The sequence below is a fragment of the Sphingomonas sp. TZW2008 genome (assembly GCF_002117915.1).
Taxonomy (GTDB): Bacteria; Pseudomonadota; Alphaproteobacteria; order Sphingomonadales; family Sphingomonadaceae; genus Sphingomonas.
The window spans coordinates 463,929-484,204 of record NZ_BDJB01000005.1; the positions used below are offsets into that span (position 1 = coordinate 463,929).

Annotated in this window: 17 protein-coding genes and 1 tRNA gene; 9 read left to right on the top strand and 9 right to left on the bottom strand. The window is 67.4% G+C overall.

Annotated elements, in window-relative coordinates; genetic code table 11:
* Positions 1 to 104: 104 nt before the first annotated feature.
* Together B7L05_RS08170 and B7L05_RS08175 are read right to left on the bottom strand one after the other, a co-directional pair.
* A complete protein-coding gene (locus B7L05_RS08170) occupies positions 105 to 449 on the bottom strand; it encodes a DUF6285 domain-containing protein (protein ID WP_085809769.1) in 345 nt (114 codons plus the stop codon).
* On the bottom strand, positions 446 to 1,399 hold the full coding sequence (locus B7L05_RS08175) for a phosphotransferase family protein (protein ID WP_218775998.1): 954 nt from the start codon (positions 1,397 to 1,399) through the stop codon (positions 446 to 448). Before B7L05_RS08175 ends, B7L05_RS08170 begins: the two co-directional genes overlap by 4 nt.
* Before the next feature lie 150 nt (positions 1,400 to 1,549).
* On the opposite strand from B7L05_RS08175, the gene B7L05_RS08180 reads away from it, so the two are divergent.
* The 3 genes from B7L05_RS08180 (at position 1,550) to B7L05_RS08190 (ending at position 6,291) form a co-directional block, all read left to right on the top strand.
* On the top strand, positions 1,550 to 2,917 hold the full coding sequence (locus B7L05_RS08180; protein ID WP_085809771.1) for an acyl-CoA dehydrogenase family protein: 1,368 nt from the start codon (positions 1,550 to 1,552) through the stop codon (positions 2,915 to 2,917).
* Between the two features lie 138 nt (positions 2,918 to 3,055).
* Positions 3,056 to 4,054: a nitronate monooxygenase family protein gene (locus tag B7L05_RS08185; protein ID WP_085809772.1), complete on the top strand. Its 999-nt coding sequence runs from the start codon at positions 3,056 to 3,058 to the stop codon at positions 4,052 to 4,054.
* Positions 4,055 to 4,155: 101 nt separating this feature from the next.
* The gene (locus B7L05_RS08190; protein WP_085809773.1) at positions 4,156 to 6,291 is read left to right on the top strand and encodes a histidine kinase dimerization/phosphoacceptor domain -containing protein; all 2,136 of its coding nucleotides are present in this window, start codon (positions 4,156 to 4,158) and stop codon (positions 6,289 to 6,291) included.
* On the opposite strand, the gene B7L05_RS08195 is transcribed toward B7L05_RS08190, so the two are convergent.
* From B7L05_RS08195 to dksA, 4 genes are all read right to left on the bottom strand, one after another.
* A complete protein-coding gene (locus B7L05_RS08195) occupies positions 6,288 to 6,815 on the bottom strand; it encodes a biliverdin-producing heme oxygenase (protein ID WP_085809774.1) in 528 nt (175 codons plus the stop codon). The genes B7L05_RS08190 and B7L05_RS08195 overlap by 4 nt on opposite strands.
* Before the next feature lie 48 nt (positions 6,816 to 6,863).
* Positions 6,864 to 6,949 (bottom strand) — tRNA-Leu (locus B7L05_RS08200).
* Between the two features lie 60 nt (positions 6,950 to 7,009).
* Positions 7,010 to 7,375, bottom strand: coding sequence for a PilZ domain-containing protein (locus tag B7L05_RS08205; RefSeq protein ID WP_085809775.1), 366 nt, complete (start codon positions 7,373 to 7,375; stop codon positions 7,010 to 7,012).
* Positions 7,376 to 7,426: 51 nt separating this feature from the next.
* Positions 7,427 to 7,894, bottom strand: coding sequence for an RNA polymerase-binding protein DksA (gene dksA / locus B7L05_RS08210; protein WP_085809776.1), 468 nt, complete (start codon positions 7,892 to 7,894; stop codon positions 7,427 to 7,429).
* Positions 7,895 to 8,255: 361 nt separating this feature from the next.
* On the opposite strand from dksA, the gene B7L05_RS08215 reads away from it, so the two are divergent.
* Positions 8,256 to 9,071, top strand: a complete 816-nt coding sequence (locus tag B7L05_RS08215) for a hypothetical protein (RefSeq protein ID WP_256926662.1) — start codon at positions 8,256 to 8,258, stop codon at positions 9,069 to 9,071.
* Positions 9,072 to 9,146: 75 nt separating this feature from the next.
* Here B7L05_RS08215 and B7L05_RS08220 read toward each other — a convergent pair whose 3' ends face one another.
* The gene (locus tag B7L05_RS08220) at positions 9,147 to 9,656 is read right to left on the bottom strand and encodes a host attachment family protein (protein ID WP_085809778.1); all 510 of its coding nucleotides are present in this window, start codon (positions 9,654 to 9,656) and stop codon (positions 9,147 to 9,149) included.
* Between the two features lie 94 nt (positions 9,657 to 9,750).
* Between B7L05_RS08220 and serS the strand changes: the two genes are divergently transcribed.
* The 3 genes from serS to tyrS all read left to right on the top strand — a co-directional run bounded on the left by serS (position 9,751) and on the right by tyrS (position 13,478).
* The gene (gene serS / locus B7L05_RS08225; protein WP_085809779.1) at positions 9,751 to 11,028 is read left to right on the top strand and encodes a serine--tRNA ligase; all 1,278 of its coding nucleotides are present in this window, start codon (positions 9,751 to 9,753) and stop codon (positions 11,026 to 11,028) included.
* A gap of 23 nt (positions 11,029 to 11,051) precedes the next feature.
* On the top strand, positions 11,052 to 12,179 hold the full coding sequence (locus B7L05_RS08230) for a M23 family metallopeptidase (protein WP_085809780.1): 1,128 nt from the start codon (positions 11,052 to 11,054) through the stop codon (positions 12,177 to 12,179).
* A 72-nt stretch (positions 12,180 to 12,251) separates the two neighbouring features.
* Positions 12,252 to 13,478, top strand: coding sequence for a tyrosine--tRNA ligase (tyrS, locus tag B7L05_RS08235; protein WP_085809850.1), 1,227 nt, complete (start codon positions 12,252 to 12,254; stop codon positions 13,476 to 13,478).
* An 81-nt stretch (positions 13,479 to 13,559) separates the two neighbouring features.
* On the opposite strand, the gene B7L05_RS08240 is transcribed toward tyrS, so the two are convergent.
* Positions 13,560 to 13,997: a DMT family transporter gene (locus B7L05_RS08240; protein WP_085809781.1), complete on the bottom strand. Its 438-nt coding sequence runs from the start codon at positions 13,995 to 13,997 to the stop codon at positions 13,560 to 13,562.
* A gap of 14 nt (positions 13,998 to 14,011) precedes the next feature.
* Positions 14,012 to 16,066 (bottom strand): ATP-dependent DNA helicase RecG, encoded by a 2,055-nt coding sequence (recG, locus tag B7L05_RS08245; RefSeq protein ID WP_085809782.1) that lies wholly within the window; start codon positions 16,064 to 16,066, stop codon positions 14,012 to 14,014.
* A 73-nt stretch (positions 16,067 to 16,139) separates the two neighbouring features.
* On the opposite strand from recG, the gene B7L05_RS08250 reads away from it, so the two are divergent.
* Entirely contained in the window at positions 16,140 to 16,424 is a 285-nt protein-coding gene (locus B7L05_RS08250) for a succinate dehydrogenase assembly factor 2 (RefSeq protein ID WP_085809783.1), read from the top strand.
* A 31-nt stretch (positions 16,425 to 16,455) separates the two neighbouring features.
* The gene (mfd, locus tag B7L05_RS08255) at positions 16,456 to 19,911 is read left to right on the top strand and encodes a transcription-repair coupling factor (RefSeq protein WP_085809784.1); all 3,456 of its coding nucleotides are present in this window, start codon (positions 16,456 to 16,458) and stop codon (positions 19,909 to 19,911) included.
* The last annotated feature ends 365 nt before the right edge of the window (positions 19,912 to 20,276 follow it).

Consider the following 20,276-nt stretch of genomic DNA (forward strand, 5'->3'; position numbering starts at 1 on the left):
CTCCCGCTCGGGCTGAGCCTGTCGAAGCCCATGCCCGAAGCACGCCCTTCGACAGACTTAGAGCGAACGGGAGTTTGTGCAGCGGCTATAGCGGCTGGCGCGTGTCAGCCAAGCGTGTGCGCGTATTTCGGCTGGTCGATCGCGATCGTGTCGAGCGCGGTCGCCTTGAGGTGCGCGATCAGCGCCGGGTCATCGGGCGCGATCGCGCCTGAGCGGATCGCCTCCACCAACGCCGCGTCGAGTTCGTCGCGGGTGCCGTCACGTCCGAGCAGGTCGCGCATCCGCTCCACCGCGTGCGCGTCCGCGGCGGGACTGAGTGCCATGTCGCGCGCCGCAATCTCAAGCGCATTGCGCGCGACGCGCAGCCCGAACACGCTCGCGCTGCCGTCCACCGGCAGCCACGTCGCGACGCCAGCGACCAGCTCCTGCGCCGTCGGATGAGTGATCATGCCGCATTCCTCTCGATGATCGCGACGATGTCGGCTTCGGTCTCGGATAATCGCCGGCCGATCACCCCTCGCTCGGGCCCGGCGGTCGGATCGGCGGCGAAGCTCGCGTACATGCCCATCGTCATCACCCCCCATTTGAGGCTCCCGAGCATCGACCAGAAGTCGACGCGCGCCGCCGAAATTGGCTCGCCACCCGCTTCGACATAGCCCGCGAGTAAATCCTCGATGGCGCCGAAGCCGCCGACGTATCGGTCAGGCCGCCCGAACTTCCAGCTGCTGGTGCACAGCCACCCGAGATCCTCTGCCGGATCGCCGACATGGACCAGCTCCCAGTCGAGCACGGCGGCGAGGCCCGCGTCGGGATCGACCATGATGTTGCCGTTGCGAAAATCGCCGTGCACGAAGCGCGGCGTCACCGGTTCGCTTGGCAGCCGCTTCTCGAGCCAGCGGAACGCCGCTTCGATCGTCGGGCGCACGTTGCCCGTCGCGCGCCACGTCGCCTCGTAATTGGCGAGCGTTGTCGCCGCATCGGTTCGATCGAGCCCGTCGAGCGGTTCGACCGCGTGGATCCGCGCCAGCGCCGCGCCACACTGCCGCGCGAGCTTGCCGCGCGCCGGCTCGAACGCCGGATCGCTGGTGATCTTCTTGCCCAGCGTCTCGCCGCTTACCCGGCGCATGACATAGGCCTCGTCGAGCCCGTCCGCCGCCTCGTCGCATACGTAGGTGACGTCGGGCGCCGGCACCCCGCCCGCCACCGCGCGCGCGATCGCCTCCGCCTCGCGGCGCAGCGGCGGCTTGTTGACGGCAGCGCTTTCCACGGCGCGCGTCCGCCGCCGCAGGATCAGCGGCACCGCGCCGTCCGGTCCGACAGCATCGAACGCCCATGTCTCCATGCTCGCCCCGCCGGTCAGCCGTACCAGATTGTCGATTCGCTCGGCGCCCTCGGCCATGCGTGGAGCGATCGCCGATAGCCGCCGCCCCAACTCGTCCTTCGAAAGCCTCTCCGCCATGGTTCCCCGGCACCGTTGATTTAGGGGCTGTAAATCCTGCCTGAGCGCGCTACGCAAGTTAAAAGGATCGACTTAATTCGGGAGAGGGCCATGGATTTCGGACTGCCGCAGGATCTGCTCGACTATCTCAAGGAGCTGGATTCCTTCATCGAAGCGGAGATCAAGCCGCTGGAGGACGCCGACGACAATGTCCGCTTCTTCGACCACCGCCGCGAATATGCACGTACCGATTTTGAGGCCGGCGGCCTGCCGCGCCACGAGTGGGAGGAGCTGATGCGCGAGGCGAAGCGCCGCGCCGACAAGGCGGGCCACCTGCGCTTCGCGATGGACCCGAAGTTCGGCGGCAAGGGTGGCTCGAACCTGTGGATGTGCGTCATCCGCGAATATCTCGCCGCCAAGGGCCTCGGCCTCCACAACGATCTGCAGACCGAGCATTCGATCGTTGCCAACAACCCCTTCGCCAAGATGTTCGACGATTTCGGCACCGAGGAGCAGAAGGAGGAGTTCATCACCGGCACGCTGAACGGCACGCGCCGCGTGACCTTCGGCCTGACCGAGCCGTATCACGGCTCGGACGCGACCCATATGGAGACGCGCGCCAAGCCCGAGTCGCGCAACGGCGTGCCCGGCTACGTCATCAATGGCGAAAAGATGTGGACGACCGGCATGCACGTCGCGACGCACTGCGCGCTCTTCGCGCGTACCAGCGGTGATGACGGCGCGGCGAAGGGCATCACCTGCTTCCTGGTGCCGACCGACGACGAAGGCGTGAAGATCGAGGAATATCTCTGGACCTTCAACATGCCGACCGATCACCCGCGCGTCAGCTTCACCGACGTGTGGGTGCCCGAGACGACGATCTTCGGCGATCCGGAGAACGGCCTGCCCGTCGCGCAGGCGTTCGTGCACGAGAACCGCATCCGACAAGCCGCCTCGTCACTCGGCGCTGCGACCTACTGTATCGAGGAATCGATCCGCTACGCGCGTCAGCGCAAGCCGTTCGGCGAGGATCTCGCGCGCAACCAGGCGATCCAGTTCCCGCTCGTGGAGCTCGCGACGCAGGCCGAGATGCTTCGCCTGCTGATCCGCAAGACGGCGTGGGAAATGGACCAGATGCCGCACCACGAGGTCGAGAAGCGGCTCTCGGACAAGGTCTCGATGTGCAATTATTGGGGCAATCGCTTGTGCTGCGAGGCGGCCGATCGTGCGATGCAAGTCCACGGCGGCATCGGCTATTCGCGCCACAAGGCGTTCGAGCACATCTATCGCCACCACCGCCGCTATCGTATCACCGAGGGCGCGGAGGAGATCCAGATGCGCAAGGTCGCCGCCTTCCTGTTCGGTTACCTCGGCCCGCGCCGGCAGGAGTTCAAGGAACTCGACTGGAACGACGTCGACTATCGCAACAGCCAGATCCGCCCGCGCTCGGGCAAGCAGGCGCTCGGCAGCGTCTTCTGATCGGCACTCGCCGCCGCGGCGCAACATCGCGCCGCGGCGGCTAGGCCTGCACGGCCGCAAGGCTTGCGACGCTGCTCGTTCCGCCATAACATCTGTTACGTAAGCGCGCCGGCCACGGCGCCTTTTGGGGAGAGGACAATGCTCAAGACGCGGTTCACCGAAACCTTCGGTATCCAATATCCGATCGCCCAGGGCGGTATGCAGTGGGTCGGTAAGGCGCACCTCGTTGCGGCCGTCGCCAATGCCGGCGCGCTCGGCTTCATCACCGCGCTCACGCAGCCGTCGCCCGAGGCGCTGGCGGACGAGATCAAACGCGCGCAGGACCTCACGGACAAGCCGTTCGGCGTCAACCTCACCGTCTTCCCGACGATCAACGCGCCCGATTACAACGCTTATGCGCAGGTGATCATCGACGCCGGCATCAAGGTGGTCGAGACCGCCGGCACCCCCGCGGTCGCCGAGCAGTGGGAGATGTTCAAGGCCGCCGGCGTCAAGATCATCCATAAGTGCACCAGCGTGCGGCACGCGCTGTCGGCCGAGCGCAAGGGTGTCGATGCGATCTCGATCGACGGCTTCGAATGCGCCGGCCACCCTGGCGAGGACGATATTCCCGGCCTGATCCTCATCCCCGCCGCGGCGAACAAGGTGAAGATCCCGATGCTCGCGAGCGGCGGCTTCGCCGACGGGCGCGGGCTCGTCGCCGCGCTCGCGCTGGGCGCCGACGGCATCAACATGGGCACGCGTTTCTGCGTCACGCAGGAGGCGCAGATCGCCGACAGCTTCAAGCAGAAGATGGTCGAGAACGACGAGCGCGCCACCAACCTCATCTTCCGCACGATGCACAACACCGCGCGCGTGATGAAGAACGCCGTATCGGACGAGGTGGTCAAGATCGAGCGCGCCGGCGGTGCGCAGTTCAGCGACATCCAGCATCTCGTCGCCGGCAAGCGCGGCCAGGACGCGATGCAGGCCGGTGATACCGACGGTGGGATCTGGTCCGCCGGCATGGTGCAGGGCCTGATCGACGACGTGCCGACGGTAAAGGACCTCGTCGACCGCATCGTCGCCGAAGCCGAGCAGATCATCGAGAGCCGTCTGCAGGCGATGATCAGCCGCTACGCCGAGGCCGCTGAGTAGGCGTTAAGCTGATACAGATCAGTTGCAAGGCGTCGGCCGCTTTGCCATGCGTCGCCGGAGCAGCGTAGTTGCGCTGCTCCGAAGTGGCGTAAAGGAGCCGAATGGCAACGCGCAGCGAGCGGGCGGCGCCCGATGTTACTGAGTGCGATCGTGAGCCGATCCACATCCCCGGCGCGATCCAGCCGCACGGCCTCGTCCTGATCGCCGACCCCGCGACGCTGCACGTCGTGGCGGGGGCTGGGCGCCTCGAACAGGTATTCGGCGACGATTGGCTGGGCCAATCGCTCGACACGATGCTCGCGCAGGACGTCGCGGCGCTCCTCTCGACCTTGGTGGCCGGGCCCGGCGGCACGATCCGCGGCGCATCGATCGTGCTGCAGGATCAGCGGTTCGACGTCGCGATCCATCAGGCCGCGCCGTGGTTGATCGTCGAACTCGAACCCGCTTCGGCCGAACCGCTTCTCGCCGGGGAGATGCTGTCGTGGATGGATTCGATCGCCGCCGGCTTCGAACGGGCGGCGACGATCCCCTCGCTTTGCGCGCGCGCGGCAATCGCCTTCCGCACGCTTACGGGGTTCGACCGGGTGATGATCTATCGCTTCCTCGACGACGATGCCGGGCGCGTCGTCGGCGAGGATCGCGATCCGGCGCTCCACAGCTTCATGAACCATCACTTCCCCGCGAGTGACATCCCGCGTCAGGCGCGCGCGCTCTACGTGCGCAATCGCACGCGAGTCATCCCGGATGCCGGATACGAACCCGCGCCGCTTCGCCCTGCCGGGTTCGAGACGGTCGATCTCAGCGATGTCGCGCTGCGCAGCGTCTCGCCGATCCACGTCCAGTATCTGCAGAACATGGGCGTTGCCGCCTCGGCATCGATCTCGATCGTCAAGGACGGCATTCTATGGGGCATGATCGCATGCCACCACCGCACGCCGCGCATCATGCCGCTCGACGTGCGGCTCGCGGGCGCGGCGCTTGCCGGCGGGCTCGCCCGCCAGATCCGCACCAAGGAGGAGGCGGAAAGCTATCGCGAGCGGCTGGCGCTGCGCATGGCGGAAGACTCGCTTGTTCCCGCGTTGAAGCCGCCGCTACGGCGTGCCGTGGCAGAGCGCCACGAAGACATTCGCCGCATGATGGATGGCGACGGATTGGCGCTTATCGACGCTGATGGGATAGAAATGTACGGCCATTGCCCAGCGCGCGCCGATACCGCCGCGCTGGCTCGCTGGCTGGCGGAGCGTAACACCACCGATGCCTTCGCCACTCGCAGCCTGGCGGAAACGATGCCGCAGGCGGAGGCATTTGCCGATCGCGCGAGCGGCGTCCTCGCGCTGCCCGTTCCTGAAGAGGACGCGATGCTGGTCTGGTTCCGCGTCGAGCAGGTCGAGGAGATTGAGTGGGCGGGCAATCCACACAAGGGCGTCGAACTTGATCGCAACGCCCAGCTAACGCCGCGCAAATCGTTCGAATCTTGGCGCGAGTCTGTTCACTGTCGTTCGCGCCGTTGGACGCTCGAACAGGTCGAAGCCGCGCACCGGCTGCGCCGCGCGATGCGCGAGGCGAGCGACGCGCGCGAGCGGCTGCGGCTCTATCGCGAGCTCGAGCGCGCGATCATCGAGAAGGACGCGGCGTTGGTGCAGAAAGACGTGCTGATGAAGGAGGTGGATCACCGCGTCCAGAACAGCCTCCAGCTCGTTCAGGCGTTCCTGTCGCTGCAGGCGCGCGACGCGGGCCCCGGTGCGGTCGCCGATCAGCTGATCGAGGCAAGTTCGCGCCTGTCCGCGGTCGCGCTGGTCCACCGCCGGCTCTACCGCGACGATCAGATCGAGACGATCGACCTTGCGCGCTATCTCGAGGATCTCGTCTCGGACTTGAAGGGTTCGCTCGGCGCGCAATGGGCAGCGCAGATGTCGACCAATCTTGATCCGATCCTGATTCCGACTGATCGCGCGGTAAACCTCGGCCTCATCGCCGCCGAACTCGTCATCAACGCCACGAAATACGCCTACCCGGGCGGCACCGGGCCGATCGAAATTGCGCTCGAACAGCATCGCAATCGGTTGCGGCTGATTGTCGCCGATCACGGCGTCGGCGTGTCGGGTGATCGTCGCGGGTTCGGCAGCCGGATGATGAACGCGGTCATGGCGCGGTTCGGCGGCGAGCTTGAGCAGGTCGACAATGCGCCCGGCCTGCGCACGATCGTCACCGCGCCGATTGAGGCCAAACCCGCCTAGCTTGCGGGCGCGCGCTCCGCACGCGCGGCCGCGTCGTAGAGGGCAAACGTGTCGAGTGCGCCGTCCACCATCGCGGCGTGCCACACTTCGTCTTGGTGCGCCGCCGCGGCATCGATCGCCTGGCGGATGAGCCGCCACTCGCCGGGCAGATGGGTCGCGCCTAGATAGGCCTGCGGTAGGTCGGCGCCGACCATCTTGGCGAGCATCCCGCCGCCCAGCCGCGATCCCTCGACGACGTAGAGCGCGCCCCATGCGGCGGGCGTCCCCACGTCGGCGGCCTCGCTCGCCGGCAGCGGCGGCGCGGTGTCAAGCATCGCGAGGTCGGCGGCCAGCAATGGCATCCGTCGTCGCAGCGCCGGCCATACCGCGGCGGCGCGCGCCTCCGCCAGCGGCAGCGCCCGCGCGTGCGCGCGAAGGAAGGCGGCATAGGAGCCCGCATCGGTCAGGTCGTGCGATCCGAAGGCGGCGTCAACCATCTCATGTGCGGCGGCGGTGCGGGAGCGGAGCAAGGCGATGGCGGACATGCACCGCGCGATGCCGCATCGCACGGCGGGCGTCGAGTGCCATCATCGTGGTACGGGCGGTCGGACTCGAACCGACAAGTTGTTGCCAACGGCGGATTTTGAGTCCGCTGCGTCTACCATTCCGCCACGCCCGCGTGGATCAGGCTAGCGCCATTGCCATGATCGGCACGCGCCCGTCCAGCCTTCGTCGGCGATTATCGGGGAAAGCGCACCCGCCGGGGGGCAGCGTCGTCCTTGCCGTGGCCAACTGGCTTGCGCGCGCGCTGCGGATCGATCGTGCGATCGAACGCGATACCGGCCCGACCTTCGGTCTGCCAAGCGACGCGACCGGTCAGCCATCCCAGCCCGCGCAACTCGATCTCGATTGCCGAGTCGGGCTCCACCGGCTCGGGGAGTTCCGCCATCAGTCCGCCGGCAGACAGGTTGCGCACACGCACCTGCCGCTCCTCGCGCCACCCGTCCACCTTCAGCCGCGCATGGAGGAACAGGCTGTCACGCCCGCGCGGCTCGCCATCGGCGGGAAGGGCCTCGGTGAACACACTGGCGCGAACGGATTCCATGATCGGTGACTATGGCCCCAATGGTTGACGAAGTATCAACACGCCGAGCGGTCAATCCTCGCGCGATACCTTTTCGTGCCGCTCGTGACGCTCCTGCGCCTCGACCGTCATCGTCGCGATCGGCCGCGCCTCGAGGCGACCGAGGCTGATCGGCTCGCCGGTCACTTCGCAATAGCCGTATTCGCCATCCTCGATCCGGCGCAGCGCCGCGTCGATCTTACCGATCAGCTTGCGCTGGCGGTCGCGCGTACGCAGTTCGATCGACCAGTCGGTCTCGCTCGATGCGCGATCGTTGAGATCCGCTTCGCGCAACGAGTCGACCTGGAGCTGCGAGAGTGTGCCCAGCGATTCGCGCAGGATCGCTTCCTTCCACGCGAGCAGCTTGGCGCGAAAATACGCCTGATGCCGCGGGTTCATGAACGGCTCGTCGGGATGCGGGCGATACCCGTCATCCGCGTCGTTCGCCGCACCGCGGCCCTCGAAGTCCGATTCGTCCACGCGATTGTACGCCGTCGCCATCGACTATCTCCCCGCCCGCGTCAGGGTGTCGTCAGCACCACCGCGCCCCTGGCGGCGCCTATAGTGATGCCTTTTCGAACCGACAAGCGTCCGCGAACGCAACTTTTGCAATGGCGGCCAGGCGCTTGACGCAAGCTGAACGACGCGCGCCGTCCCCGTTCGCGGCCGGAAGCGTCCCCTGCTGGCACGTTAACCATATTCGCGCCGGCGCGGGGGGCCAAGAATCGACCGCGCATGCCGCAATGATGGTTAACGGCGTTGCGCTTAATTCTTTGTTCCGCACTTTAGCAGATAGCAGCCTCGTCGTTGCGACAGGACCAGAACGGCGGTGACGTCGTCATTGAGCGAAGAGAGTGACATCATGTCGGTGCGGATGGCTTTAGCGAAACTCTGTGCATGCACCGTCGGTGGCGCGGTCGTCGGCGGCGGCGCGGTCCACGTGGCGGAAACGCAGAAGGCACGAACCTCGTACACCAAGGTGGCGAAGGTCGCGCCTAAGCGAGTGGCGAAGCGCGTTGTCCGTCGCAGCAAGGTGCGCCGCATCGTCACCACGACGACCGCGTCGTGCGCGCCGGCCGTCGTCACCGTCGCCTCGCAGGCAGCGCCGATCCCCGTACCGCTGCCCGCCGGTCCGGTCCTCGCCTCGGGCGGTGGACAGGTCGCGCCGGTGATTGGCGGCGGCTTCGGCGGCGGTGGGTTCGGCGGCGGCGGCTTCTTCGCCGGTGGCTTCTTCGGCGGCTCGGGCGGCAGCGGATCGAGCGGCATCGTCATCTCGTCCACGTCGAGCTCCAGCTCGAGCAGCTCGTCGTCGAGCAGCGGCGGCAAGATCGATATCGACATCGACAACAAGAACGAGAGCAACAACCACAACAATAACAACAATTCGAATCACAACGAGAACAACAACAGCAACCATCAGGAACAGAATCAAGGGCAGCAGCAGGGCCAGCAACAAGGCCAGCAGCAGGGTCAGGGTCAGGGCCAGATCAACTATGGCTCGTCGTCGAAGGGCTGGGGATCGAGCAATGGCGGGTCCAAGCCGCCAGTACCGAGCAGCAGCGGCAACAGCAGCGGCAATCCGTCGCCGGTTCCCGCGCCGCCGATGCTGGTTCTGTTCGGTGCCGCCGCCGCAGCGCTGATCGCCCGCCGCAAGCTGGCGAAGCCCGCCGCCGCCTGAACCCGGCCGCTTACTGTAAGAAGGGCGCCGCGCATCACTGCGCGGCGCCCTTTCTTGTTTGGCTCCGGCGAAAGATCAGGCGTTGAGCAGCGCTTTCTCGATGTCCGGAATAGGATGACCCGTCAGGTCCTTCGACAGCTCACCGCTCAGCCGGTCGCTGACCTCCTTGTGGTAATGTTTGCGTAGCTCTCCCAGCGTCTTGGGCGGAGCGACGACGATCAGCGCCTCGAAGTCATTGCTGAGCGCGCGCTTCTTCAACAGCTCGGCGGCGTCGGCCGCAAATCGATCCTCTTCCAGCTGGTGGAAATCGGTCTCGCCCAACGATCCGCGTGACGGCGCAAATTGCGCCCCGCCGCCGCGCGCGTGGTTCGATCCATTCTGCGCCACCGCCGGCGCGCCTGGCCCCGACTGCGTCGAAGAAGCGGCGCCGGCGGCATCGGTCTTCTGGTCGCGATCGGCCGGATTGTTGCGCTCCTCGGCATGTTCGACCGTCAGGTTCGGATAGGTTTCGTCGCCCTCGTTGCGGAGGAACAGCAGCTTGCGACCGTCGGCGACCAGAACGACGGAATTGTGCGGCACGTGCATGGCGGTTGCTCCTATGATTGCTGTTGCCCGTTCAAACGCCTCGCTCGGCGGCTGGGTTGCCTCCCTCCAACCGCCCCGGCATAGCGCCCGCGCCATGCTCGACATCCGCTTCATCCGTGACGATCCCGCCGCCTTCGACGCCGCCATGCAGCGTCGCGGCAACGCAACCCGTGCCGATGCGGTGCTCGATCTCGATCGTCGTCGCCGCGAGGTCGTGACCGAGCTTCAGGTCGGGCAGGCACGCCGCAACGAGGCATCCAAGGCGATCGGCGCCGCCAAGGCGGCCAGAAATGAGGCGGCGGCCGCCGCGTTGATGGCGGAGGTCGCGACGCTCAAGCAGCGGCTGCCCGAGCTCGAGGCGCAGGACGGCGCGCTGACCGCCGAGCTCGACGGCCTGCTCGCGACGCTCCCCAACCTCCCGCTCGCCGACGTGCCCGACGGCGCAGACGAGAACGACAACCAGCTGATCCATGAGCGCGGCACCCGCCCGGCGTTCGACTTCGCGGTACGCGAGCATGACGCGATCGGCCCCGCGATCGGCCTCGACTTCGAGACCGGCGCGCTGCTTTCGGGCACGCGCTTCACGCTGGTGCGCGGCCATGCGGCACGCTTGGCACGCGCGCTCGGCCAGTTCGGGCTCGACGTGCTGACGCGCGATCACGGCTATGAGGAGGTCGTGCCCCCGCTCCTCGTCCGCGACGAAACGATGTTCGGCACCGGCCAGCTGCCCAAGTTCGCCGAGGACCTGTTTCGCACCACCGACGGGCGCTGGCTGATCCCGACCAGCGAGGTCAGCCTCACCAATATCGTACGCGAGAAGATCCTCGCCGCGACCGATCTGCCGCTGCGTTTCACCGCCCTCACCCCCTGTTTCCGCTCGGAAGCCGGCGCGGCGGGGCGCGATACGCGCGGCTTCATCCGCCAGCATCAGTTCGACAAGGCGGAGATGGTCTCGATCGTCGAGCCTGACCAATCGGAAGCCGAGCATGAGCGGATGACGACCGCCGCCGAGGACGTACTGACCCGGCTCGAACTGCCCTTCCGCCGCATGAAGCTGTGCACCGGCGACATGGGCTTTTCCGCCGCTCGCACCTACGACATCGAAGTGTGGCTGCCGGGCCAGGACCGCTACCGCGAAGTCTCGTCTTGCTCGACCTGCACAGACTTTCAGGCGCGTCGCATGAATGCCCGTTTCCGCCCGGATGGCGAAAAGGCGACCCGCTTCGTCCACACGCTCAACGGCTCGGGGCTGGTGGTCGGTCGCACGATCGTGGCGATTCTCGAAAACTACCAGCAGTCCGACGGTTCGGTCGCGGTGCCTACGGTCTTGCAGCCGTATCTCGGCGGGCTCAACCGGCTGGAGCCGCGCTGATCGCCGCGCTAGATCAGGCGTCGATGCGGATCACCATTCCCTCTGCGCTGCTGCTCGCGTCCACGCTCGCGGCGTGCATCCCGTCGGTCGACCGGCCGGCCTATCCAGCCGACACCCCATCGCCGGCCGATCGCCCGCGCGACATGTCGCGCGGGTGGGACCGCCCGGGCGAGGATGACGATCGCCGGGAACAGGCACCGCGCGACGGTGACGCCAGCCTGAGCCAATCGGACGAAGTCGCGAAGCTGCCCGCGCCGCGCCCCGCGTGGGAGGCGCGTTCGGTCGCCGCTGATGCGCGGGACGTTGCCGATCAGGTCTATGTCGTGCGCCCCGGCGACTCGCTGCGGCTCGTCGCCGAACGGCTCGGCGTGGGGGCCGACGCGGTCGCGCGCGCGAATGGGCTGGAGGCGCCCTACACGATCCGCACAGGTCAGCGGCTGACCATCCCTGGCGGCCGCTACCATCTTGTCCGCGCCGGGCAGACCGGCATCGCGATCGCGCGTGCCTATGGCGTCGAATGGTCTCGGATCGTCACCGCCAACGCGCTCGTTGAACCTTTCATCCTGCGTACCGGCCAGCGCGTGCTGATCCCCGGCGACGCGCGCCCGCGCTCCGCGGCCGAGCGCGCCGCTGCCTTCCGGCTCGAGATCGACGATATCATCACCGGCGGCGAGCCGGCGATCGCCGCCAACCAGGCGCCCGCCAAGCCGGTCGCCACCGCGCGTCGCGTGCTGCCGGCGACGGTCGCGGTCGCCGCGCCGACTGCTAGCCCCGGTCGCTTCCTCTGGCCGGTCGACGGACGCATCGTCAGCCGTTTCGGCGCGGGCGCGAGCGGGGAGCGCAACAACGGCATCAAGATCGCCGTCCCGATCGATACGCCGGTGAAGGCAGCGGCGGACGGCACCGTCGCCTATGTCGGCGACGGCATTGCCGCGCTCGGCGGGCTCGTCATCGTGCGTCACGGCGACAATTGGACCAGCGTCTACGGTCACGCCTCCAAGCTGCTCGTCCAGCGCGGCCAGGCGGTGAAGAAGGGGCAGACGATCGCGCTGTCGGGCGACACCGGTTTCGCCGATCGCCCGGAAGTCCATTTCGAGCTGCGGCGCGGCCGCACGCCGGTCGATCCCACCGCGCAGCTGCCGCGCCGCTGATCCGACGCGCAGCGGCATGCAAGGCCGCCTCCCTTGCGACGCGCTGCCGGGACGGGCATGTGCCCGCGCGTCATGACCGATCATCAGTCCGATTTGCTCCGCACGCTCACCGAGCGCGGCTACGTCCATCAGATGACTGACGCGGCGGCGCTCGATGCGCTCGCCGCGCGCCAAGTGGTACCCGGCTATATCGGCTTTGATCCGACCGCGCCGTCGCTCCACGTCGGCAGTCTCGTCCAGATCATGCTGCTGCGCCGACTGCAGCAGACCGGTCACAAGCCGATCGTGCTGATGGGCGGCGGCACCGGCAAGATCGGCGATCCGTCGTTCAAGGAGGAGTCGCGCCAGCTCCTCACCAACGATCGCATCGCCGACAACGTCGCTTCGATCCGCCGCATCTTCGAACGCTTCCTGACGTTCGGTGACGGGCCGACCGATGCAGTGATGGTCGACAACGCCGACTGGCTCGACAAACTCGAATACATCCCCTTCCTGCGCGAGGTCGGCCAGCATTTCTCCGTCAACCGCATGCTGTCGTTCGACTCGGTGAAGCTACGCCTCGATCGCGAGCAATCGCTCAGCTTCCTCGAATTCAACTACATGATCCTGCAGGCCTACGACTTCCGCGAGCTGTCGCAGCGCCACGGCGTGCGCCTGCAAATGGGCGGCAGCGATCAATGGGGTAATATCGTCAACGGGATCGAGCTCGCGCGCCGCATGGACGGCACGGAGGTGTTCGGCGTCACTACGCCGCTGCTCACCACTGTCGATGGCACCAAGATGGGCAAGACCGTCGCGGGCGCCGTCTGGCTGCACGAGGATCAGCTGCCGCACTTCGATTACTGGCAGTTCTGGCGCAACGCCGACGACCGCGACGTCGGCCGCTTCCTGCGGCTCTACACCGACCTGCCGCTGGACGAGATCGCCCGGCTGGAGTCGCTGCAAGGCGCCGAGATCAACGAGGCGAAGAAGATCCTCGCCAACGAAGCCACCGCCATGTGCCGCGGCCGCGAGGCGGCGGAGCAAGCGGCCGAGACCGCGCGCCGCACGTTCGAGGAAGGCACTAGCGGTGACGCGCTCCCGACCTTCGCTGCAAGCGGCGAAGTGGCGCTAGTGGACGTGCTCGTCGGCCTCGGCTTCTGCGCGTCGAAGGGCGAGGCTCGCCGCCTGATCAAGCAGGGCGGCGCACGCATCGGGGCGGACAAGGTGACCGACGAAGCGGCGACCGTGACGGTCGGCGCGGAGCCGGTGCGCGTGTCGGCGGGGAAGAAGAACCACGGGCTATTGATCGCCGGATAGCCTCAGGTCTTCCTCACTAGCGCGGACGGGGAGGAAGACCGCGGCCGCCGCGCATGGTGCAAGGGATAGCGACGAACGCCATCACCGCCGAACCAGGAACACCCCCGCAACCACCAGCGCCAGCCCGGCCAGCCTGGTCAGCGTCACCGGCTCCTGCTTCAATCCCAGCAACCCGAAGTGATCGAGCACCACCGCCATCGATAGCTGCGCCGCGAGCGTCACCGTCAGTGTCACTGCCAGCCCGAGCCGCGGCGTCGCATAGGCCACTGCCGCGACGAACACGACGCCGTACAATCCGCCGATCCACGCCCACGGCGGCGCGTTGCGGACGGCCGCGATCGGCGTCCGATCGAACAACGCCCAGATCGCCAGCAATAGAGTCACCCCGCCGGTGAACGACACGAGCGAGGCGAACCATATTGAGCCGGTCGAGCGCGCCAGCATCGCGTTGCTCGGCGATTGCATTGCCACGCACAGGCCAGCGAAAGCGGCGAGCAGCAGGGGGAGAAAAGCAGCCATGGTCGGCGCGGCTATCAGCCGGACCGCAGCAGCGCCACACCCGCCTCGCGCTCGAACAGGTACAGCGCCACCCGCGCCGCCTGCCCGCGCGCGCCTGCCAGCCCGCCGTCGCGATCGATCAGCAGGCGCGCATCGTCCGCCGCGATCGGCAGCAGCTCACCCAGCAACTCCGGCGTCGCGAGCCGGAACGCCGCCTCCCCAGACTGCCGCGTGCCGAGCAACTCGCCCCCGCCGCGCAGTCGCAGATCCTCCTCCGCAATGCGGAACCCATCGTTGGTCTCGCGCATCAGCGCCAGCCGCGCGCGCGCCGTCTCGCTCAGCGCATTGCCGCGCATCAGCAAACACCGTGATTGCCCCCCGCCGCGCCCCACGCGTCCGCGCAGCTGGTGCAACTGCGCCAAGCCGAAGCGATCGGCGTGCTCGATCACGATCAGCGTCGCATTGGGCACGTTGACGCCCACCTCGATCACCGTCGTCGCCACCAGCACCCCCAGCTCGCCGCCGGCGAAGCGCGCCATCACCGCGTCCTTCTCCGCCCCGCGCATCCGCCCGTGAACGAGGCCCACGCGATCCCCGAACCGCGCCGCCAGCGTCGCCGCACGATCCTCGGCCGCGGCAAGATCGCTCTTCTCGCTCTCCTCCACCAGCGGACACACCCAATAGGCCTGCTTGCCCTCCGCCAGATGCCGGCCGAGCGCGTTGACCACCTCGTCGAGCCGCTCCTCACTAATCACTCGCGTCTCGACCGGCTCCCGGCCCGGCGGCATCTCGTCGAGCCGGCTCTGGTCCATCTCGCCATGCTGCGCGAGGACGAGCGTGCGCGGGATCGGTGTCGCGGTCATCGCCAATAGATGCGGCGTCGTCTTGCCCTTGGCCGACAGCGCCAGCCGCTCGGCGACGCCGAAGCGATGCTGTTCGTCGACCACCACCAGCCCCAGGTCGCGATAGGTCACCGCCTCCTGGAAGATCGCGTGCGTGCCGATCAGGATATCGATCGAGCCGTCCGCCAGTCCCATCAGCGTGCTCTCGCGCACGCGTCCCTTGTCGCGGCCGGTGAGCACCGCGAGGTTGATGGGCAAGCCGGCGAGCGTCTCGCGCAGCGTCTCGTGATGCTGCCGCGCGAGGATTTCGGTCGGCGCCAGCAGCGCACCCTGCGCCCCCGCCTCCACCGCGATCAGCAGCGCCAACGCGGCGACCAGCGTCTTTCCCGACCCGACATCGCCCTGCAGCAGCCGAAGCATTGGCGCGTCCTGCGCCAGATCGCCCTCGATCTCGCCGATCGTGCGCGCCTGCGCGCCCGTCAGCGCATAGGGCAGGTTCAGTCGGTCGCGCAGCCGCCCGTCGCCGCGCAGCCCGCGTCCGCGCCGCTTGCGCGTATCCTGCCGCACCAGCGCCAGCGCGAGCTGGTTGGCGAACACCTCGTCATACGCGATCCGCGCCCGCGCCACTGCATCGGACGGATCTGCGTGGATGCGCAGCAACGCGTCCTTCCACGCGGGCCAGTCGCGCTGCGCGACCAGGCTCGGCTCGATCCACTCGGGCAGGTCGGGCGCGCGCTCGATCGCCTGCGCGACGAGACCCCCGACCCGCCGGGAGGTCAGCCCTTCCGACAGCGGATAGATCGCCTCGCGCTCCCTGAACCCGGCACCTTCCTCAAGGACCTCGGGATGGATGATCTGCAAATCCTGGCCGTATTGTTCGACCTTGCCCGAAATACGCACCTGCTCGCCGACGGTGTAGAGCTTGCGCACCAGTCCGCCCGAGCGCCCGAAATAGACGAGACTTACGATGTTGCCGTGTCTGTCCGCCGCCTGCACCCGCGTCGGCGCGCGCGGGCTGGACGAAGTGCGCACGTCACGCACCGTCAGCGTGATCGCGATCGTTCGGCCCACGTCCTGCCCCATCAGCTCGTCGCGCGGGATCCGATAGATCCATCCGCTCGGCAGGTGGAACGCGACGTCGACGACGCGCCCCAGTCCCAGCCGCTCCAGCGGCTTGGCAAGCGCCGCCCCGACCCCCTTCAGGGCGGTTACCTCGGCGAACAGTGGATTGAGGATATCGGGCCGCATGACTATCTCTGCCCCGATAGCCCGTAAGCCGACCGCGCGAAACCGCGGCCGGCCTGTTGCCGTTGGAGCCTGCATGGATCAAGACACCCGCCTGAAGCGCACCCGCTTCCGCGCCTGGCATCGCGGCACGCGCGAGGCCGATTTCATGATCGGCGGCTTCTTCGATGCGCATCACGCTGGCTGGAGCGAGGAACAGCTGCAATGGTTCGAGCGGCTGCTGGAACAGCAGGACGTCGACATCATGGGTTGGGCGATCGGCTCTATCCCCTGCCCGCCCGAATGGGACGGCGCGATGATGCAGGCGATGCGCGCGGTTGATTTCGCCGTCGCCATCCCTGGCAGCCAGCCCGGCGCCTGACCCTTCGCCGCTCATCACGAACGGACACGTTTTGCCTGATCTGAAGACGATCCTCACCGCCGCTGCGCCCCTCACTTTGTCTGGCGCGCCGAGCGGTTTCCTCCCCAGCCTGCTCGCCGATCTCGCCCGCGCGGCGAAGACCCGGGCAATCTTCATCGCGTCGGACGAAGCCGCGATGCGCGCGATTGCCGCCACCGCGCATTATTTCGCGCCCGAGATCGAGATCGTCGAATATCCCGCGTGGGACTGTCTCCCCTACGACCGCGCCTCCCCCACCCTACGCGTCATGGCCGAGCGGATCGGCGCGCTCCACAAGCTGCAGGTAAAGCCCAAGGGCTCGCAGCTCGTCCTCACCACCGTCAACGCCGCCACGCAGCGCACGCTAACCCCGTTCCGCATCCGCCAGCTCGTCGCCAATCTGAAGCCCGGCGAGCGCATCGCCCGTGACAAGCTCGCCGCGCTCCTGTCGGCCAACGGCTACGTCCGCACCGACACCGTCCACGACTCGGGCGAATTCGCCGTCCGCGGCGGCCTCGTCGATCTTTTCCCCTCCGGCGAGACGCAGGCGCTGCGCCTCGACTTTTTCGGCGACGAGATCGAGAGCGTCCGCACCTTCGACCCCGCCGACCAGCGTACCACCGGCAAGATCCCCGGGTTCACTCTCCTTCCCGCGTCCGAGGCGCTGCTCGACGAAGAGAGCATCAAGCGCTTCCGCAGCCGCTATCGCGAGACCTTCGGCGCCACCGCCACTGGCGACCCGCTCTACCAGGCGGTCAGCGAAGGCCGCCGCCTCGCCGGCATGGAGCACTGGCTGCCGCTGTTCGAGGACCGCCTCGAAACGCTCTTCGACCATCTCGGCGACGATGCGCTCATCGTCCGCGACGGCGGCGTGAAGGCGGCCGGCGAATCCCGCTTCGAGGCGGTCGCCGACTATTATGAGAACCGCAAGCGCGCCGAGGCCGCCCAGCCCGGCAGCTACCGCGCACTCCCCGCCAAGACGCTCTACCTGCCCCCCAAGGAGTGGGAAGAAGCGCTCGCCACCGCGACCGCCCACGTCACCACCCCCTTCCACGAACCCGAATCCGCCACCGTCATCGACTTCGCCGTCGACGGCCCGCGCGATTTCGCCCCCGAACGCGCCGCCGGCACCAACGTCTACGAAGCCGTCGTCGATCACCTCAAGGCACTGCGCAAGGAGGGCCGCACCCCCATCCTCGCCAGCTATTCTCCCGGCGCGCGCGATCGGCTCGGCAACCTCCTCAAGGATCACGGCCTCGCCGGCGCGAAGGCCGTCGAGACGTGGCAGGAGGCGCAGGGTGTCGGGGAAACGCAGACTGCGCTCATCGTCCTCCCGCTCGACCACGGCTTCACCGCCCCCAAGGTCGCCGTCCTCACCGAACAGGACATGCTCGGCGACCGCCTCGTGCGCCGCGCCAAGCGCCGCAAGTCCGCCGACGCCTTCCTCGCCGAGCTCGCCACGCTCTCGCCCGGCGATCTCGTCGTCCACACCGATCACGGCATCGGCCGCTACGTCGGGCTGACCCAGGTCCCGGTCGCTAAGGCGCCGCACGATTGCGTGCAGCTCGAATATGCCGGCGGCGACAAGCTCTACGTACCCGTCGAAAACCTCGAAGTCCTCAGCCGCTATGGCTCGGGCGAGGAAGGCGCGAGCCTCGACCGTCTCGGCGGCGAGGCATGGCAGCGCCGCAAGTCCAAGATGAAGGAGCGCATCCGCGAGATCGCGGGTGAACTCATCGCAACCGCCGCGCTGCGCGCGCTCCGCCAGGGCGAGGTCGCCGAGCCCGATTCCAGCGGCTACCCCAGCTTCGTCGACCGCTTCCCTTATCAGGAAACCGACGACCAGGACCGCGCGATCGAGGAAACACTGGCCGACCTGTCCGCCGGCAAGCCGATGGACCGCCTGATCGTCGGCGACGTCGGCTTCGGCAAGACCGAGGTCGCGCTACGCGCCGCCTTCGTCGCCGCCATGGCGGGCATGCAGGTCGCGGTCGTTTGCCCCACCACGCTCCTCGCGCGCCAGCATTACAACAATTTCACCGCACGCTTCGAAGGCTTCCCGATCCAGATCGGCCGCCTCTCGCGCCTCGTCACCGCGGCGGAGACCAAGCGCGTCAAAGAAGGCCTCGCCGACGGCACGATCGACGTCGTCATCGGCACCCACGCGCTGCTCGCCAAGACCGTCGACTTCAAACGCCTCGGCCTCGTCATCGTCGATGAGGAGCAGCGTTTCGGCGTCACGCACAAGGAACGCCTCAAGACGCTGCGCGCCGACGTCCACATCCTTACCCTCACCGCCACGCCGATCCCGCGCACGCTGCAGATGGCGATGAGCGGCCTGCGCGAACTCTCCGTCATCCAGACGCCCCCGGTCGATCGCCTCGCGGTGCGCACCTATGTCATGCCGTGGGACCCGGTCGTCCTGCGCGAGGCGCTGTTGCGCGAGCATTATCGCGGCGGCCAGAGCTTCCTCGTCACCCCGCGCGTCGCCGACCTGCCCGACATCGAGGAGTTCCTGCGCAAGGAAGTGCCGGAGATCCGCTACGTCATCGCGCACGGCCAAATGGCCGCGAGCGAGGTCGAGGAGCGGATGAGCGCCTTCTACGACAAGAAGTTCGAGGTGCTCGTCTCCACCACCATCATCGAGAGCGGCATCGACATTCCCTCCGCCAACACGATGATCGTCAACCGCGCCGACCGCTTCGGCCTCGCCCAGCTCTACCAGCTGCGCGGCCGCGTCGGCCGGTCGAAGACGCGCGCCTACGCCTATATGGTCACGCCTCCTGAGCGGATGATGACCGACGCCGCCGAAAAGCGGCTGAAGGTCCTCTCTGACCTCGACAGCCTCGGCGCCGGCTTCCAGCTCGCCAGCCACGATCTCGACATTCGCGGCGCGGGCAATCTGCTCGGCGACGAACAGTCCGGCCACATCAAGGAAGTCGGCTACGAACTCTACCAGTCGATGCTGGAAGAGGCGATCATGGACGCCAAGGCCGGCGGCCTCGCCAACCGCCCGCGCGATTTCTCGCCGCAGATCACCGTCGACGCGCCGATCCTGATCCCCGAGGAATACGTCCCCGATCTCGACCTGCGCATGGCGCTCTACCGCCGCCTCAACGAGCTCGACGAGAAGCGCGAGCTGGAAGCCTTCGCCGCCGAAATGATCGACCGCTTCGGGCCCCTGCCCGAAGCGACCGACAATCTCGTCAAGGTCATCGAGATCAAGATGAACGCCAAGGTCGCGTGCGTGGCCAAGATGGACGTCGGCCCCAAGGGCGCGCTGGTTTCGTTCCACGACGACAAGCCACCCAACATCCCCGGCCTGCTGGCCTATGTCGACAAGCTCGGCGGCATTGCGAAGCTGCGCCCGGATTCAAAGCTGGCGCTGACCCGCAACTGGGCGGACCCGGCCGCGCGGCTGCACGGCGCGCTGCAATTGTCGAAGGGGCTGGCGAAGGCGGCGGGGTAGAGATCGCTTAATCGGTCAACTTAGACGCTTGTTCCTCGTTGTCCGATCTTGACGGTGCCTACGGAGGTGTAGGCTCCTCTCAGCGCCGTTGGAGCCGTGCGGATTGGCTCACAAACCTAAGCATTAACAAACAGAAGATATTTCTCTGAGCATCGAGACCGTTGTATAAGCCGTTTAATTTGCGCTGGCCGATCAATCGTTCGGCCCTACGCCCGGCCAACTCATAGACAGCGTCGCGAGCCGATCTGTCAGAGCAACCGCAATTTCTAGCTCAGCATATGCTGCGATCATAACCGAGTGGAGCCTAGGGTCAGGACCCATTGATGTGAGTGTCGCGATCTGATTCAGGCTTCGCGAGGAGACCC